The sequence below is a fragment of the Rathayibacter sp. PhB152 genome, from assembly GCF_003751395.1.
Classification (GTDB): Bacteria; Actinomycetota; Actinomycetes; order Actinomycetales; family Microbacteriaceae; genus Rathayibacter; species Rathayibacter festucae.
The window spans coordinates 166,721-182,737 of the sequence record NZ_RJUT01000007.1 but is presented as its reverse complement, the minus strand read 5'-3'; the positions used below and the strand labels follow the sequence as shown (position 1 = coordinate 182,737).

Here is a 16,017-nt window from a genome sequence, read left to right as displayed (position 1 = left end):
GGTCGACGGCATGGGGGCCGGGAGCACGGATGTCGGGGACGACGGAGATCACGAGCGCGCCGCGCAGGCGACCGGTGAGCGACCGTCAGGGGAGCCGGAGCGCGCAGGATCCCGCACGACGTCCGACGGGCCCCCGCGCTTCCCGCTCAGCCTGGTGGTCGTCGTCCCGGTCGGGATGCTGGTGCTCGGCGGCCTCTTCGGGAGCGTCCTCGCCCTGAGCGTTCCGTGGCTGCCGATCGCACTGACGCGGGCGGGACTGCCCTACGCCGTCCTCGCGCTGATCGTCGCCGTCGTGCTCCGCCTCCGGGCCGTGCGCGCCGTGCGGGCGGACCGGTCGGAGCCGCTCGACCCGGTGATCGCCTCCGGCCGCAGCCTCTCCCAGCGGGCGACCCGGGCCACCGCCGCCACCCTGCTCGCGATCTGGCTGATCGTCGCGACGGCGTTCGCGCTGCAGACCGAGCCGGGGCTCTTCGTCCTCGCCGGCGGGCCGGTGATCATCGGGGCGCTGCTGTCGATCGTCGCGAACGCGCCCCTGCTGTACTCCCCGCGGATCGCCCGCTCCGAGGTCGCCGTGGTGCTCGCGCACGCGGACGGCCGGCGGCGGATCCTCGCGAACTGGATCCTCGCGCCCCTGTCCTGGTTCGCCTACGCGATCCCGGTGCAGCTCCTCGGCATCTGGAACGTCTAGCGCGCCTCGGCGGTCTCCGGCGCGGTCTTCGTGCGGCCCGGCAGCAGCAGCAGGCCCGAGACGCCGACGACGATCAGCAGGATCGCCGCGACGGTGACGAAGGCGGACAGCGCCAGCACCGGCATGATGACGGTGAGCAGGCCCGCGATCACCGAGGCGATGCCCGCGGCGATCGGCAGCCACACCGGGCCGGCGACGGTGCGGCCGCTGGTGATGCTCGAGACGCCGTCGAGGATCCAGCCCAGGCCGATCACGAGGCCGAGGATGCTCAGCGACTCGAACGGGTTCGACAGGCAGAGGATGCCGGCGACCAGGATCAGGGCGCCGAGCAGGCCCGCGAGCCAGCGAACCCGGTTCTGCAGGCGCGTGGCGGTGAAGGCCAGCAGGAGCCGGAAGACGCCGGCGGCGATCAGGTGGATGCCGAAGACGATCGCGACGGTGAGCAGGGTAGGGCCGGGGATCAGCACCGCGATCACGCCGAGGGCGATGGCGATCAGCGAGACGCCGATGATCCAGCTGCGCTCGACGGCGGTGCGGGAGAGGGCGGGAGACGGAGTCGCGGCGGCGGCGTTCTCGGCCGTGTTCTCGGGCATGAGGGTCCTCTCGTCGGGGGCTGACCCCTCGAACGCTAGGGCACTTCCGCCCCGCGGCGAGCGGGACACGGGGGCGGTCGCGCTCGGCTCGCGCGCCCGCTACCCTGCGGCGGCGGCGACCCCGGTCAGTGCCGGCGGCGCGCCCCGGTGCCGCGGGCGGCGCGGTGGCGGCGGACGCTGCGGACGACGAGCAGCAGCACGACCACGCCGATCGCGCCGTAGATGATCGCGTCGAGCACGCCCGCGTACTGGTCGACCAGCTCGTACTGGGTGCCGAGCGCTGCGCCGAGGCCGATCAGCAGGCCGTTCCAGACGCCGGAGCCGAGGATCGTCAGACTCGAGAACAGCAGCAGGTTCATCCGCTCGGCGCCCGCGGGCAGCGAGATCAGACTCCGGACGCCGGGGATGAGCCGGCCGAAGAGGACCGCCCAGGTGCCGTGGCGGCGGAACCAGCCGACGGCCTTCTCGAAGTCCTCGCGGTCGACCAGGGGCAGCTTGGACAGCAGGCGGATCGAGCGCTCCGTGCCGATGCGGTAGCCGAGCCAGTACAGGATCAGGCCGCCGAGGTAGGCGCCGAGGGTCGCGGTGATCACGACGAGCACCAGGTTCATCCGCCCCTGCTGGGCGAGGAAGCCCGCCAGCGGCAGCACCAGCTCGCTCGGGATCGGCGGGAAGACCGTCTCGATCAGCGTCAGCAGACCGACACCGGCCTCGCCGAGTGCCGCGATCACGCGGGCGGCGACGCCGACGAGACCGGAGAGCTCGTCGATGCTGTCGGTGGAGGAGGCCGCCGTCACGGTGGCAGGGGCGAGGGCGAGGGTCGCGATCGTCATGACTGAGAAGCTACTCAGTCCCGGGGCTCCGCACCTGGGAGATCGGGGTCGGCGCCGGACCCCGCGTCAGGGGCTGCCGGTGCCGGGTCGAGGCCCGCGTCAGGGGCTGCCGGTGAGGACGACCTGCTCGGAGCCCTGCAGGCGCACCTCGACCGAGGCGATCTCGGCCAGCGGCAGACCGGTCGAGAGGCTCGGCTCCACCGTCGAGCCGGGCGTGCTCGTCCACGAGCCGATCGGCTCCGTGGAGCCGGCCGTGTCGGTCACGTACATCACGTAGCCGACGGACGCCGCGCCCCCGGTCGCCGCGCCGCTCTCCTCCCAGCTGCAGTCCATGTCGATCCGGGTGCCCCACGCCTCCGGAACGAAGCGGACCGACGCCTCGACCGGGACGCCGGGGGCCGCGGCGAGCGCCACCGTGTTCTCGACCACCGTGGGCGGGGCGCCGACCACGAGCGGGAGGGCGATCGCGGCGGCCGCGGAGACCCCGGCTGCAGCGAGCACGAGGCCGGCGATGCGGAAGCGGGTGCGGCGGCGGAGCGCGTCGGTCGCGCGGGCGAGGTGCGCGAGCAGGGCGGGCGGGGCGGACTCCTCGACGCGCTGCTCCGTCTCGAGCAGCGCGAGCCCCTCCTCCTGCGGCAGATGCGCGAGCAGGCCGGGGATCGCGACGAACTCGCCCAGTGCCTCGCGGCAGCCCGGGCAGCCCCGCAGGTGCTGCTCGTAGGCGCGGCGGTCGGCGGGCGAGAGCGCGCCGAGGAGGTACGCCGCGTCCCAGTCGCGGAAGGCGTCGTCGCGGAAGGCGTCGTCGCTCTGCTGCTCGGTGCTCACGGTTCGGTCACGCCTTTCTCCTGCAGGGCGAGCTTCAGCGCCCGCATGCCGTAGTGCATCCGCGATTTGACGGTGCCGGGCGCGATGCCCAGCAGCCCGGCGATCTCGCTGACCGTGCGCCCGCCGTAGTAGGCGTGCACGATCACCGCGCGGTGGTCGTGGCTGAGGGTGCTCAGCGCCTCCGAGAGCAGCCAGGCGTCCAGCACCTGGTCGGTGCGGTCACCGTGCGCGCGCTCGGGCACCTCGTCGGTGCCGAACTCGCGGTTGTGCCGGGCGCTGCGGCGGTCGTCGATGACGATGTTGCGGGCGACGGTGTAGAGCCAGGAGCGGGCCGCGGCCTCGCCCTGGGCCAGGATCTCCGGGTGCTTCCAGGCGCGCAGCAGCGCCTCCTGCACCACGTCCTCCGCCAGCTGGCGGTCGCCCGTGAGCCGGAGGACGAACCGCCACAGCGCCGCCGAGTGCTCGTCGTGCAGGGCACGCAGCATCTCGGCCTGATCCTCGGACATCTCCACCTCTCCTCCTTCAACGTAGAGGGGCGTCGTCCGGTTCACTCGCGGCCCCGGTTCGCGCGGGGCGCCGCACTCTGGTACTCCGGAGCGGTGACCTTCCCCGATGCCGCCGACGCCGCCCGTGTCCGCACCTTCCTCCGCGACCATCGCGCGCGCATCCTCGACGACGTCCGCCACCTCGTGATGATGGAGAGCCCGAGCGACTCGCTCGAGGCGCTCGACGAGCTGCACGCGTTCCTCGTGCACTGGGTCGGCGAGCGGCTCGGGCACGCGGGCGAGCTCGAGCACCTCCGCGAGCAGGACTGCCCGAGCGCGTCGAGCTGGACGTTCCCGGGCAGCGCCCCGGGGCGCGGACCGCGAGGGTCCCGCCCGTTCGTGGCGCTGGTGGGGCACTACGACACCGTCTGGCCGCTGGGCACCACCCGCGGCTGGCCGTTCGCGATCGACGGCGACCGCCTCAGCGGCCCGGGCAGCTACGACATGAAGGTCGGCCTCGTGCAGATGGTCTGGCTGGTGCTGGCGCTGCGGCACGCCCGACTCGCGCACCCGGCCGTGCGGCTGGTGATGAACGGCGACGAGGAGGTCGGCAGCCTCACCTCGCGCAGCTTCCTCGAGCACCAGAGCCGCGGGGCGGAGGCGGCGCTCGTCTTCGAGGGGGCGATCGGCACCGCGGTGAAGACCGCGCGCAAGGGCATCGGCAACTTCGTGGTGGACATCGTCGGAGTCGAGGCGCACGCGGGCGTCGAGCCGGAGAAGGGGGCGAGCGCGATCCACGAGCTCGGCGCGCTGATCCCGCGCGTGCTCGGCATCGCCCGGCCCGAGGCGGGGACGACCGTCAACATCGGCGTGGTCAAGGGCGGCAGCCGGGTGAACGTCACGACCGCGAAGGTGCGGCTCGAGCTCGAGGTGCGGATCCGCGGCGCGGCCGAGGCGGCGCGGGTGGAGGCCGAGATGAACGCGCTCGAGGCGTCGGACCCGCGGATCCGGATCGAGGTCCGCGGCTCGTGGCAGCGGCCCGTCTTCGAGCGGACGGCCGCCGTCGGCGCGCTCTACCGCCGGGCCGAGCGGGTGGCGAAGACGATGGATCTGCCGCTGACCGAGACGGCGGTGGGCGGCGCCAGCGACGGCAATCTGATCGCCGCGCTCGGGATCCCCGTGCTCGACGGACTCGGCGCCCCTGGCGAGGGCGCGCACGCTCGCGGAGAATCGGTGAGCATCGAGGGGATGCTCGAGCGGACCGCGCTCGCGGCACTGCTGGTGGCGAGCTTCGCCGCGGAGGGAGACTGAGATGGTCCTGTACGAGTCGCGCCCGGTCGGCGTCGTGATCGACGCGCCGGCGGACGAGGTGTACTCCTTCGTCGTCGATCCCTCGAACCTGTCACTCTGGGCGGCGGGGCTGGCGCAGGCCTCCGTCGAGGAGGTGGACGGCCACTGGTTCGCCGACTCGCCGATGGGCCGGGTCGAGATCGTCTTCGCGCCGCGGAACCCCTACGGCGTGGCGGATCACCGGGTGATCACCGAGGGCGGCCGGGTCTTCGACAACCCGCTCCGGATCCTCGCCAACGGCGACGGCGCGGAGGTCGCCTTCACCGTCCGCCGGTACGACGGGATGACGCTCGAGCAGTGGGACGAGGACTGCGACCGGGTCGCGGCGGACCTCGAGACGCTGCGAGGGCTGCTGGAGCGCGCGGAGGACTGAGCGGGCGGGACCGCGGGTCTCCTCCCCAGGAGCGGACCTCGCGGAGCCGTCCACCGGTCTTCGGGCCCGCCGCGATCGGGCGCCGATCCTGCACTACATTCGACAGGATCCGGCGTTCGCCCGGGCCTTCCGCGCGAGAACGAGGGACGTCATGACCTCTCCCGAACCGACCACCCGGCCCGCCGGCGGCATCGAGCTCAACGGTCTCGACACGATCCAGGAGTCGGAGCGGCACGGTCGCCCCCGCGACCTGTTCTGGCCGTGGTTCGCGGCCAACGTCTCGGTGCTGGGGCTGAGCTACGGCTCGTTCCTGCTCGGCTTCGGCCTGTCCTTCTGGCAGGCGACCGCGGTCGCCGTGATCGGGATCGTCGTCTCCTTCCTCTTCTGCGGCTTCGTCGCGGTCGCCGGCAAGCGCGGCTCGGCCCCGACGATGGTGCTCAGCCGCGCCTCCTTCGGCGTCGACGGCAACCGCCTGATCGCGGTGATCTCCTGGCTGCTCACGGTGGGCTGGGAGACGGTGCTCGCCTCGCTCGCCGTGCTGGCGACGGCGACCGTCTTCGAGGAGTTCGGCTGGGACGGCGGCGTGCTGACCAAGGTCGTCGCGCTGATCGTCGTCGCGGCGCTGATCGTCATCGCCGGGATCGCCGGCTTCCGGCTGATCATGCGGCTCCAGCTCGCGATCACGATCGCGACCGCCGTGCTGACCGTGGTCTACGTCGTGCTCGTGCTCGACCGCATCGACCTCGCCGCCGTCGGCAGTCTGCCCTCGGGCTCGGCCGGAGCCGTGATCGGCGGACTCGTCTTCATGATGACCGGCTTCGGGCTGGGCTGGGTGAATGCGGCGGCCGACTACTCGCGCTACCTCCCGCGCACCGCCGGCACCGCCGGGGTCATCGGCTGGACCACGATCGGCGGTGCCGTCGCGCCCGTCGTGCTCGTGGTCGTCGGGCTGCTGCTCGCCGCCTCCTCGACGGAGCTGTCCGACGCGATCGCGGCCGACCCGATCGGCGCGCTCGCGAGCATCCTGCCGACCTGGTTCCTGCTCCCCTTCATCGTGGTCGCCCTGCTGGGGCTGATCGGCGGCGCGGTGATGGACATCTACTCCTCGGGTCTCGCGCTGCTCAGCACCGGCCTCAAGGTGTCCCGGCCGGTGGCCGCCGGCATCGACGGCGTGCTGATGGTCCTCGGCGCGATCTACGTCGTCTTCGTCGCGGGCGACTTCCTCGGCCCGTTCCAGGGCTTCCTCATCACCCTCGGCGTGCCGATCGCGGGCTGGCTGGGCGTCTTCCTGGCCGACCTGATCCTCCGCCGCCGCGACTACGACCAGGAGGCGCTCTACAGCTCGCGCGGCCGCTACGGCAGCGTCTCGATCGCACCGGTGCTGCTCGTGGTGATCGGCGCCGTGATCGGCTGGGGCCTCGTCGTCAACTACTCCCCCGGCTTCGAGTGGGAGGGCTACCTGCTCGGCCCGATCGGCGGGCGCGACGGCGAATGGGCCGGGGCGAACCTCGGCGTGCTGGTCGCCCTCGTGATCGGCTTCGCCGGCACGCTCGTCCTCTCGCGCTCCGCAGTGCGGCGCCAGGAGGCCGACGCGTGAGCCTGCTCGTCGCGATCGACCTGCAGCACGTCTTCGCCGACGCGGCCTCGCCGTGGGCGTCGAAGGAGTTCGACCGTGCGGCGGAGGGGACGACCCGGCTGCTCCCGTACTTCGGCGAGCGGGTGGTCACCACCCGCTTCGTCGCCCCACCCCAGCCCCGCGGCGCCTGGATCCCCTACTACCGGGACTGGCCGTTCGCGCTCGTCCCGGACGAGGATCCGCTCTACGCGCTCGTCCCCGGCTTCGAGGGGCACCGCACGATCACCGCGCCGACGTTCGGCAAGTGGGGCGCCGAGCTCGAGGCGCTGCTCGACGACTCCCGCTCGATGGTGCTGACCGGGGTCTCGACCGACTGCTGCGTGCTGGCGACGGCGCTCGCCGCGGCCGACGCCGGCGTGCAGGTCCGGATCGTGACCGACGCCTGCGCGGGCGCCTCCGAGGCCGACCACGCCCGCGCGCTCGACGCGATGGCGCTGTTCGGGCCGCTGATCACCCTGACGACCGTCGACGAGGTGCTGGCCGACGTCCGTGCCGGAGTGTGAGCGCGCGGGAGGTCTCGCGACGACGGCCTGCGGACCGGCATGATGGCGGGATGTCCTCCACCGACGTCCGCGACAACGCGGCGCCCCGCATCCTCGTCATCGGCGAAGCCCTGATCGACATCGTCGAGCGCGACGGCGAGAGCACCGAGCACGTGGGCGGCTCGCCCGCGAACGTCGCGCTCACCCTCGCCCGCCTCGGCCGCGAGGCGACCCTCGTCACCGACATCGCCGACGACGCGCGCGGCCGCCGCATCGCCGAGCACCTGGGTGCCTCCGGCGTCACCGTGCTGCACGGCGACGCCGCGCGCACCTCGACCGCCCGGGCCCGCCTGCAGGAGGACGGCTCCGCCGAGTACGACTTCGATCTGTCCTGGAACCCGCCGGCCGCCGATCCCTCGAGCGCGACCCACGTGCACACCGGCTCGATCGCGGTCTACCTCGAGCCGGGAGGCTCCGCGATCGTCGAGCTGCTCGAGGCACTGCCGGCCGGCGTCACCGCGAGCGTCGACGCGAACATCCGCCCCGCCCTCGTCGGCGAGCACAACGACGCACTGTCCCGCTTCGAGCGCGTCGCCGCGGCCTGCGAGATCGTCAAGCTCAGCGACGAGGACGCGGAGTGGCTCTACCCGACGATGCAGCTCGACGAGGTGCTGACCCGCCTGCTGGAGCTGGGCGCCCGGCTCGCCGTCGTGACCCGCGGCGGCGAGGGCCTGCTGCTCGCCTCCGCCGTCGCCCGGGCCACCGTCCCGGCCGCCCGCATCGTCGTCGCCGACACCATCGGCGCGGGCGACTCGGCGATGGGCGCGATCCTCGACGAGGCGTTCCGCCAGGGTCTCGGCGCCCCGAACGGCCTGCTCCTCGACGAGCCCTCCCTGCGCGCGATCGGCCACTGGGCCGCCCGCGTCGCCGGCATCACCACCTCCCGCTCGGGCGCGAACCCCCCGACCCGCGCGGAGTTGTAGGGGACGCGCGGGGCCGCCGGGCCCGGGCTCACGTCGTCCCACGACACCGCTCCCTGCGTCCTTGAACACTTCGGTGCCGGACGAGGCCATTGGCGTACGATTTCGCCATGTCCCCCCACCGGTTGAGCGAGAGCGCCAAGGCGTCGCGCATCGTGAGACCGTCTGGGACGTCGTCCCAGCGTCGCGCCGCCGCATCCGCTGCGAGCGGGCGCATCGTCGCTCGAGCGGCGGCGTCGGGGCGACTCGCTGTTTCCGAGGGCAGGAACGCGGCGACGGAAGCGGCTCGCGGCCGCAGGGCCGAGTAGGTGCCCGCGGGTCGACCGGCGCTCCCTCGCAACGTGTACTCGTACGAGGATCCCGCGCTCGTTCTTCCCGCTGAAGTCGCACTGGACACGTCCTTCGTGGTGAACGTCCTGGTCACCACCGAGCCCCTTCATGCCGCGAGTCTCGGCTTCATGCTGGATCTGGTGGAGAACAACTCCACGGTCTTCTACAACCGGCTGCTGGAGCTGGAGCTGGCCGAGATCGCGTTCAAGATCGCCGTCAAGGAGCAGCACGGAGCGAAGGCGTGGCCTCGACTTCGCGCCGACGGCCGAGTCCGCCGTCGTGCCGGTCGGCTCTGCAAGGAGCTCTTCGACGCCTGGGGTGACCTGCTGACGACGGTGCCCCATCTTCGGGTCGAGCTCGACGAGGTCGCCGACCTCGTCCTGACGACCATGACCGCCTACGGCTTGGCGTCCTACGACGCCGCTCATGCCGCCACTGCCGCCTACGTCGGCGCGAACGGATTGGTCGCGAACGACGCGGGTTTCGGTCAGGTCGATGCAGCGGAACTGGCTCTCTACGTCGATGCCTCCCGCGTGCGGTCGTGTCGGCGCCGCCGCGGCGGTCGTTGAGGCGGCTGAACCGCTTCGCGTCTCGGTGATGAGGCAGAGGACGCGGCGGCGGCCCTCCATGCTGGTCGAGTGGCCCGCGGGGGCGTATCGAGACCCGCCGTCCTCAGCAGGGCGGGTCTGCAGACTCGGGTTCTGACGCCGGTGGATCTCGATACGCCCGCTCCGCGGGCTGCTCGGTCAGCATGTGGGGACGATCAGCAGAAGGTGGCGGCATTCATGCTGGTCGAGTAGCCGCCGCAGGCGGCGTATCGAGATCCACCCCTGCCGGACGCGTGGATCTCGATACGCCCGCTGCGCGGGCTACTCGATCAGCATGTGGTCGCCCGCTGCGCGGGCTACTCGATCAGCAGGGGGACGCCCGCTCCGCGGACTACTCGATCAGCAGGGGGACGCCCGCTCCGCGGACTACTCGATCAGCAGGGGGACGCCCGCTGCGCGGACTGGGCGATCAGCAGGAGGGCGGCCGTTGCAGCGGGGTCGCCGGCGGGTCGATACTGGGCCCTCCTCGACAGGAAGGCGCCGTCATGTCCACGAGTCTCAGCCCCTACATCGGCTTCCGCGACAACGCTCGCGAGGCGATGGAGTTCTACCACTCGGTCTTCGGCGGGGAGCTGCAGTCCAGCACCTTCGCGGACTTCCACGCGAGCGAGGATCCGGCCGAGCAGGACCTGATCATGCACTCGCAGCTGGTCACGCCGAACGGGCTGATCCTGATGGCGTCCGACACTCCGGGCTCGATGACGTTCGAGGAGGGCGCGCGCATCACCGTCGCGCTCTTCGGCGACGACGACGCCGAGCTCGGCGGCTACTGGGAGGGTCTCGCCGCCGGCGGCTCGGTCCAGGAGCCGCTGACCACGTCGCCCTGGGGCGACCGCTTCGGGATGCTGACGGACCGGTTCGGCGTGCACTGGATGGTCAACATCTCCGCCGCGTCCGCCTGAGCGTCCCGATCGCCGCCCGCGCGGGCGCAGAATGGAGGGACCGCCCGGTGTCCGGAGCGGTCCCCTCCCTCTGACGAAGGCGGCACTATGACGATCACGCTCGGGTACAAGGCATCGGCGGAGCAGTTCGGGGCGCGCGAGCTCGTGGAGCTGGCCGTCGGCGCCGAGCGGCACGGCTTCGAGAGTGCGGTGGTCTCCGACCACTTCCAGCCCTGGCGCCACACCGGCGGCCACGCGCCGTTCTCGCTCGCCTGGCTCGCCGCGGCCGGCGAGCGCACCTCGACCATCCGGCTCGGCACGTCGGTGATGACGCCGCACTACCGCTACAACCCCGCCGTCATCGCGCAGGCGTTCGGCACGCTCGGCGTGCTCTACCAAGACCGCATCATGCTCGGCGTGGGTACCGGCGAGGCGCTGAACGAGGTCGCCACCGGCTACCAGGGCGCGGGCGAGCAGAGCTGGCCCGACTTCAAGGAGCGCTTCGCCCGGCTGCGCGAGGCCGTGCGCCTCATGCGCGCCCTCTGGGCCGGGGACCGCGTCTCCTTCGACGGCGAGTACTACTCCACCCACGAGGCGTCCATCTACGACAAGCCCGAGAACGGCGTCCCGGTCTACATCGCCGCGGGCGGACCCGTCGTCGCCAAGTACGCCGGCCGCGCGGGCGACGGCTTCATCTGCACCTCGGGCAAGGGCATGGAGCTCTACACCGAGAAGCTGCTCCCCGCTGTGGAGGAGGGCATCGCGGCGGGCGGACGCGACTCCGCCGCGCTCGACCGGATGATCGAGATCAAGCTCTCCTACGACCCCGACCCGGCGCTCGCGCTCGAGAACACCCGCTTCTGGGCACCGCTCTCGCTCACTCCCGAGCAGAAGCACTCGCTGACCGACCCGGTCGACATGGAGCGCGCCGCCGACGAGCTGCCGATCGAGCAGGTCGCCAAGCGCTGGATCGTCGGCTCGGACCCGGACGAGACGGTCGCCCAGATCAAGCCCTACGTCGATGCGGGCTTCAACCACCTCGTGTTCCACGCGCCGGGCGACGACCAGCAGCGCTTCTTCGACGCGTTCGAGCGCGACCTCGCGCCGCGCCTGCGCGCCCTCTGATTCCGTCGCGACCGGCCGGCGCCGTGCCGCCGGCCGTCCGACCCTCCCGCGCCCCGACCCGTCGGCGCCCGCCGACCGACCCCTCCGGAAGAGCCGCCTCCGCATGACCGTGCCCACCCTCCTCGCCCGCCTCGCCGAGGGCGAGCCGATCACGCGCGAGAGCGCCGAGGTGCTCCTGGAGGCGCGCGGCGACGACCTCGACGCGGTGCTGCTGGCGGCCGGGCGGCTGCGCGACGAGGGGCTCGCCCGTCGCGGCCGGCCGGGAGTGATCACCTACTCCCGCAAGGTCTTCGTGCCGCTGACCAAGCTCTGCCGCGACCGCTGCCACTACTGCGTGTTCGTCGAGACGCCGGGCGGCCTGGCGCTGAAGCGCGAGTCGACCTTCATGGAGCCGGAGGAGATCCTCGAGGTCGCCCGCGCCGGCGCCGCGCTCGGCTGCAAGGAGGCGCTGTTCACCCTCGGCGACCGCCCGGAGGACCGCTGGCCCGTCGCCCGCGCGTGGCTCGCCGAGCACGGCTACGCCTCGACGCTCGAGTACGTGCGCGCGATGGCGGTGCTGGTGATGACCGAGACCGGCATGGTCACGCACCTGAACCCCGGCGTGATGTCCTGGGCCGAGCTGCAGCGCCTGCGGCCGGTCGCGCCCTCGATGGGGATGATGCTCGAGACGACGGCCGAGCGACTCTGGTCCGAGAAGGGCGGCGTGCACTACGGCTCGCCCGACAAGGACCCGGCGCTGCGGCTCCGCGTGCTCGACGACGCCGGGCGCAGCCGGATCCCGTTCACCACGGGTGTGCTGCTGGGCATCGGCGAGAACACGGCGGAGCGGGCGGACGCGCTGTTCGCGATCCGCGACTCGCATGCGCTCTGGGGCCACGTGCAGGAGTGCATCGTGCAGAACTTCCGCGCCAAGCCGCGGACCGCGATGCAGAACGAGGTCGACCTCGAGCTGCAGGAGTACGTCGCGAACGTCGCCGTCGCGCGCCTCGTCCTCGGCGCGGACATGACGATCCAGGTGCCGCCGAACCTCACCGACGAGCAGGAGCTCGGGCTCCTCCTCCGCGCCGGGATCGACGACTGGGGCGGGGTCAGCCCGCTGACCGCGGACCACGTGAATCCGGAGCGTCCCTGGCCGAACATCGACGACCTCGCGCGGCTGACCGCCGACTCCGGCTACCGGCTGCACGAGCGCCTCACCGCGCATCCGCGGTACCTGAGCGACGCGGAGACCTGGATCGACCCGCGGGTCGCGCCGTACGTCCTCGCGCTCGCCGACCGGGAGTCGTGGCTGGCCGACGAGGCCGCGCCGATCGTCCCCCGCGCGTACGAGGAGGAGCTGCCGCCCGCACCGCGTCCGGCCGCGCCGACCCTCGCCGCCGTGCTCGAGCGCGCGAGCGCCGACCCGGCCGGCCTCGACGACGCCGACTACCGGGCCCTGCTCGCCGCCGACGGCGACGACCTCGACGCGCTGGCCGCCCTCGCCGACGACGTCCGGCGCTCCGCCGTGGGCGACACCGTCACCGTGGTGGCCAACCGCAACATCGACACCGCGCTCTGGGGCGCCGGCGGGCTCACCGTCGAGACCCTGGAGCAGCTCGCCGACGAGGCCGTCGGGCTCGGCGCCACCGAGCTGTGCCTCCAGGGACCGCTCGCGACCCCGGGCGAGGACCACCTGCTGATCGTGCGCACCCTGCACGCGCGGCACCCCTCGCTGCACCTGCACGCGTTCCGGCCGGGCGAGATCCTCGACGCCGCGACGAGCACCGGTCGGACCTCCGCCGAGATGCTGGCCGTGCTGCGCGAGGCGGGCGTCGACTCCGTTCCGGGGACCGCGGCGCGGATCCTCGACGATCGGGTGCGCGCGATCCTGAGCGAGGGCGCGGACCCCAGCGTCGCCGAGTGGCGGGAGTCGGTGACGACCGCGCACCGAGGCGGCCTCAAGTCGACCGCGACCATGGTCTACGGGCACGTCGAGACCCCGCAGCAGCAGATCGACCACCTCCGTGCGCTGGCCGCGATCCAGGACGAGACGGGCGGCTTCACCGAGTTCATCGCGATGCCGTTCGTGCCCGCCGAGGCGCCGGCGGCGGTCGTCGCGCAGACCCGCGGCGGGCCGACCCGGCGCGAGACGCGCGCGGTGCACGCCGTGGCGCGGCTGCTGCTGCACGGGCGGATCGACCACGTGCAGACGGCCTGGACGAAGCTCGGGCTGCAGCTGTCGCAGGAGCTGCTGCGCGGCGGCGCGGACGACCTCGGCGGCCTGCTGCTCGACGGCGCGATGAGCCCGGAGGCGGGCGCCGAGGCGCACCGCTCCCTCGACATCGCGACCGTCGCGCGCCTCACCGGCGAGATCGGCCGGCCCTGGCGCCAGCGCACCACCGACTACGGACACGTCGCTCCCGAGCGCGCGATGGTGGTGCCGACACCCGGCAGCACGGCGACACGCCGGCTGCGCCTCCCGGTGCGCGAGGCCGGCCGCGTCTCGTGACGCGGTCGTCGGCGTACCTCGAGCGGCAGGCGGCGCTGATCCGGGAATCTTCGCTGACGGTCGGCGACGACACGGTCCGCCTCCACTGCGGTGGTGAGCCGGCGACGGACGTCGTCCTGCTCGTGACCGGGCCGGGGCGCGGTGCCCGGGCCGACGGGGCGCTGCTGCTGCCCATGCTCGCTCGCCGGCACCGGGTGGCGGCGGTCGAGCTCGCCGACCTGCGGGATCCGCTGCGCGACGCGCCTCGTGCCGTCACCGCCGCGCTCGACCGGCTCGGCGCCGAGCGGGCGGTGGTCGTCGGCGTCTCCCTCGGCGCCTGGGCCGCGATCACCGCCGCCGAAGCCGACCCGCGCGTGGGCGCCCTGGTGCTGGCCGCCGGCTGGCTGCGGCCCACCGAGCGCCTCCTCGCGGTCGCCCGGCTGTGGGAGTCGCTGGCGGAGCTGCCCGACGCCCTCGCGGACCTGGCGCGCGTGATCGGCGTCCGCACGCTCGCCGACCTCGGACCCGGGCGCGCTGCTCCCCTGGCCGCCGACGCCGCGACCGCCGCGCTCCTCGCCGCGGCCGCCCGCGCCGACGCGACCGAGGCCGCGGCCCGCCTGCGCGTCCCCGCGCTGGTCGTCGGCTGCGCCGCGGACGCCGTCGTCGGCGTCGGGGGGGCGGAGGCGCTGCTCGGGGCGATCGACGACGCCCGCTACGCCGTGATCGACGCCGGCCACTGCGTGCTGGCCGAGCGGCCGGCCGAACTGCTCGCGCTCGTCGAGCGCTTCGTCGCCGACCCGCACCGGGACCCGGCCGGGTCGACACTCCCCCGGACGATCGTCTGATGGCGACCTCGGTCGACGTCGTCGTGGTCGGCGCGGGATTCGCGGGCATCGGAGCGGCGGCGCGCCTCGCCCGCCGCGGCGGCGTCTCCTTCGCGGTGCTCGAGCGGGCCGAGCGCGTCGGCGGCACCTGGCGCGACAACCGCTATCCGAACGTCTCCTGCGACATCCCCTCGCACCTGTACTCGTACTCGTTCGCGCCCGAGGCGGACTGGTCGGCGTTCTACGCGCCGGGTGCGGAGATCCAGGCCTACCTCGAGCGGGTCGTCGAGCGCGAGCGGCTCGCGCCGCAGCTGCAGCTCGGGACCGAGGTGCTCGAGATGACCTTCGACGAGGACATCGAGCGCTGGCGGGTGCGCACCTCGCGCGGCGACTTCGATGCGGCCGTGCTCGTGGTCTGCGCCGGGCGGCTGTCGGAACCGCGCCTGCCCGACGTCCCGGGGCTGGACCGCTTCGCGGGGCCGGCCTTCCACTCCGCCCGCTGGCGCGACGACGTCATCCTGGACGGGGCTCGCGTCGGGATCGTCGGCTCCGGCGCCTCCGCCGTGCAGATCGTGCCGCACCTCGCGGAGCGCGCGGCCGAGGTCGTGCTGTTCCAGCGCTCGGCGCCCTACGTCGTGCCGCGTCGGAACCGCGCGTACCCGCCGGAGGAGCGCCGCACGCTCGCGCGCGTGCCGGGCGCCGTCGAGCGCCTGCGCTCCGAGCTGTTCTGGCGCGCGGAGCTCGGCTTCGCCGGCCGCGTCGGCGTGCCCGACGCCATCGACCGGCTGCGGGCGGAGGCGCTCGGCCATCTCGCCGCGCAGGTCGCCGACCCGGAGCTGCGCGCGGTCCTCACGCCGGACTACGAGATCGGCTGCAAGCGGGTGCTGCTCTCGGACGACTACTACCCCGCGCTCGCGCAGCCGCACGTGCGCGTGGTGCCCTCGCCCCTGCGCCGGATCGAGGGCTCGGCGGCGATCGGCGACGACGGTGCCGCCCACGAGGTCGATGCGCTGGTCTTCGCGACCGGCTTCCACGCGACTCGCCCGCCGTTCGCCCGCCGGATCCGCGGCCGCGGCGGCGAGCTGCTGGCCGACCGCTGGGGCGACGGGATGTCGGCGTACGAGTCGACCGCCGTGCACGGCTTCCCGAACCTCTTCGTGATCAACGGCCCGAACGCGAGCCTCGGCCACAACTCCGCGGTGCACATGATCGAGTCGCAGATCGACTACGTCCTCGCCGCACTGGAGCACCGCACCGTCGCGGGTGTCGACCTCCTGGAGGTCACCGCCGAGGCCGAGGCCGCCGCCCTCGCCCGCCTCGACGCGCTCAGCGCCGACACCGTCTGGACGAACGGCGGCTGCGAGAGCTGGTACGTCGACTCCGCCTCCCGCCGCCTCACCCTGCTCTGGCCCGACTTCGCCTTCGCCTTCCGCGAGGAGCTCGGCCGCTTCGACCCGTCGGCCTACGCGCACTGACCACGCTGACACGCGGTGGATGCGGTGCGGACATCATGCTGATCGGGTAGCCCGCGCAGCGG

Annotated in this window: 16 protein-coding genes; 12 read left to right on the top strand and 4 right to left on the bottom strand. The window is 73.4% G+C overall.

All coding sequences use genetic code 11. The annotated features are described in order from the left end of the window. Nucleotides 1-10: 10 nt before the first annotated feature. Nucleotides 11-688 (top strand): hypothetical protein, encoded by a 678-nt coding sequence (locus EDF36_RS16730; protein ID WP_123733852.1) that lies wholly within the window; start codon nt 11-13, stop codon nt 686-688. On the opposite strand, the gene EDF36_RS16725 is transcribed toward EDF36_RS16730, so the two are convergent. From EDF36_RS16725 to EDF36_RS16710, 4 genes are all read right to left on the bottom strand, one after another. Then, nucleotides 685-1,281: an HdeD family acid-resistance protein gene (locus EDF36_RS16725; protein ID WP_123733851.1), complete on the bottom strand. Its 597-nt coding sequence runs from the start codon at nt 1,279-1,281 to the stop codon at nt 685-687. The two genes, EDF36_RS16730 and EDF36_RS16725, sit on opposite strands and share 4 nt — an antisense overlap. Nucleotides 1,282-1,406: 125 nt before the next feature. Then, on the bottom strand, nt 1,407-2,114 hold the full coding sequence (locus EDF36_RS16720) for a DedA family protein (RefSeq protein ID WP_123733850.1): 708 nt from the start codon (nt 2,112-2,114) through the stop codon (nt 1,407-1,409). Between the two features lie 99 nt (nt 2,115-2,213). Further along, entirely contained in the window at nt 2,214-2,939 is a 726-nt protein-coding gene (locus EDF36_RS16715; RefSeq protein ID WP_123702458.1) for an anti-sigma factor, read from the bottom strand. Then, nucleotides 2,936-3,445, bottom strand: a complete 510-nt coding sequence (locus EDF36_RS16710) for a sigma-70 family RNA polymerase sigma factor (RefSeq protein ID WP_123733921.1) — start codon at nt 3,443-3,445, stop codon at nt 2,936-2,938. Before EDF36_RS16710 ends, EDF36_RS16715 begins: the two co-directional genes overlap by 4 nt. Before the next feature lie 93 nt (nt 3,446-3,538). Here EDF36_RS16710 and EDF36_RS16705 point away from each other — a divergent pair, with 93 nt between their 5' ends. The 11 genes from EDF36_RS16705 to EDF36_RS16655 all read left to right on the top strand — a co-directional run bounded on the left by EDF36_RS16705 (nt 3,539) and on the right by EDF36_RS16655 (nt 15,955). Continuing rightward, nucleotides 3,539-4,735, top strand: a complete 1,197-nt coding sequence (locus tag EDF36_RS16705; protein WP_221181681.1) for a M20/M25/M40 family metallo-hydrolase — start codon at nt 3,539-3,541, stop codon at nt 4,733-4,735. 1 nt (nt 4,736) lies between these two features. Further along, nucleotides 4,737-5,147, top strand: coding sequence for an SRPBCC family protein (locus EDF36_RS16700; RefSeq protein WP_123445222.1), 411 nt, complete (start codon nt 4,737-4,739; stop codon nt 5,145-5,147). A gap of 151 nt (nt 5,148-5,298) precedes the next feature. Then, the gene (locus tag EDF36_RS16695; RefSeq protein WP_123733849.1) at nt 5,299-6,744 is read left to right on the top strand and encodes a cytosine permease; all 1,446 of its coding nucleotides are present in this window, start codon (nt 5,299-5,301) and stop codon (nt 6,742-6,744) included. Further along, on the top strand, nt 6,741-7,286 hold the full coding sequence (locus EDF36_RS16690) for a cysteine hydrolase family protein (protein WP_260300757.1): 546 nt from the start codon (nt 6,741-6,743) through the stop codon (nt 7,284-7,286). The genes EDF36_RS16695 and EDF36_RS16690 overlap by 4 nt, the downstream gene beginning before the upstream one ends. A 50-nt stretch (nt 7,287-7,336) precedes the next feature. Then, the gene (locus EDF36_RS16685) at nt 7,337-8,248 is read left to right on the top strand and encodes a carbohydrate kinase (RefSeq protein ID WP_123733847.1); all 912 of its coding nucleotides are present in this window, start codon (nt 7,337-7,339) and stop codon (nt 8,246-8,248) included. Between the two features lie 305 nt (nt 8,249-8,553). Further along, nucleotides 8,554-9,144 carry a PIN domain-containing protein gene (locus tag EDF36_RS16680; RefSeq protein WP_123733846.1) on the top strand — a complete coding sequence of 197 codons (591 nt, stop codon included), beginning with the start codon at nt 8,554-8,556 and terminating at the stop codon, nt 9,142-9,144. 524 nt (nt 9,145-9,668) lie between these two features. Next, the gene (locus EDF36_RS16675; RefSeq protein ID WP_123733845.1) at nt 9,669-10,085 is read left to right on the top strand and encodes a VOC family protein; all 417 of its coding nucleotides are present in this window, start codon (nt 9,669-9,671) and stop codon (nt 10,083-10,085) included. Between the two features lie 87 nt (nt 10,086-10,172). Continuing rightward, a complete protein-coding gene (gene fgd, locus EDF36_RS16670; protein ID WP_123733844.1) occupies nt 10,173-11,189 on the top strand; it encodes a glucose-6-phosphate dehydrogenase (coenzyme-F420) in 1,017 nt (338 codons plus the stop codon). A 103-nt stretch (nt 11,190-11,292) separates the two neighbouring features. Next, a complete protein-coding gene (gene cofG / locus EDF36_RS16665) occupies nt 11,293-13,677 on the top strand; it encodes a 7,8-didemethyl-8-hydroxy-5-deazariboflavin synthase CofG (protein ID WP_185020522.1) in 2,385 nt (794 codons plus the stop codon). Continuing rightward, a complete protein-coding gene (locus EDF36_RS16660) occupies nt 13,674-14,501 on the top strand; it encodes an alpha/beta fold hydrolase (RefSeq protein ID WP_123733843.1) in 828 nt (275 codons plus the stop codon). Before cofG ends, EDF36_RS16660 begins: the two co-directional genes overlap by 4 nt. Continuing rightward, on the top strand, nt 14,501-15,955 hold the full coding sequence (locus tag EDF36_RS16655) for an NAD(P)/FAD-dependent oxidoreductase (RefSeq protein WP_123733842.1): 1,455 nt from the start codon (nt 14,501-14,503) through the stop codon (nt 15,953-15,955). The genes EDF36_RS16660 and EDF36_RS16655 overlap by 1 nt, the downstream gene beginning before the upstream one ends. The last annotated feature ends 62 nt before the right edge of the window (nt 15,956-16,017 follow it).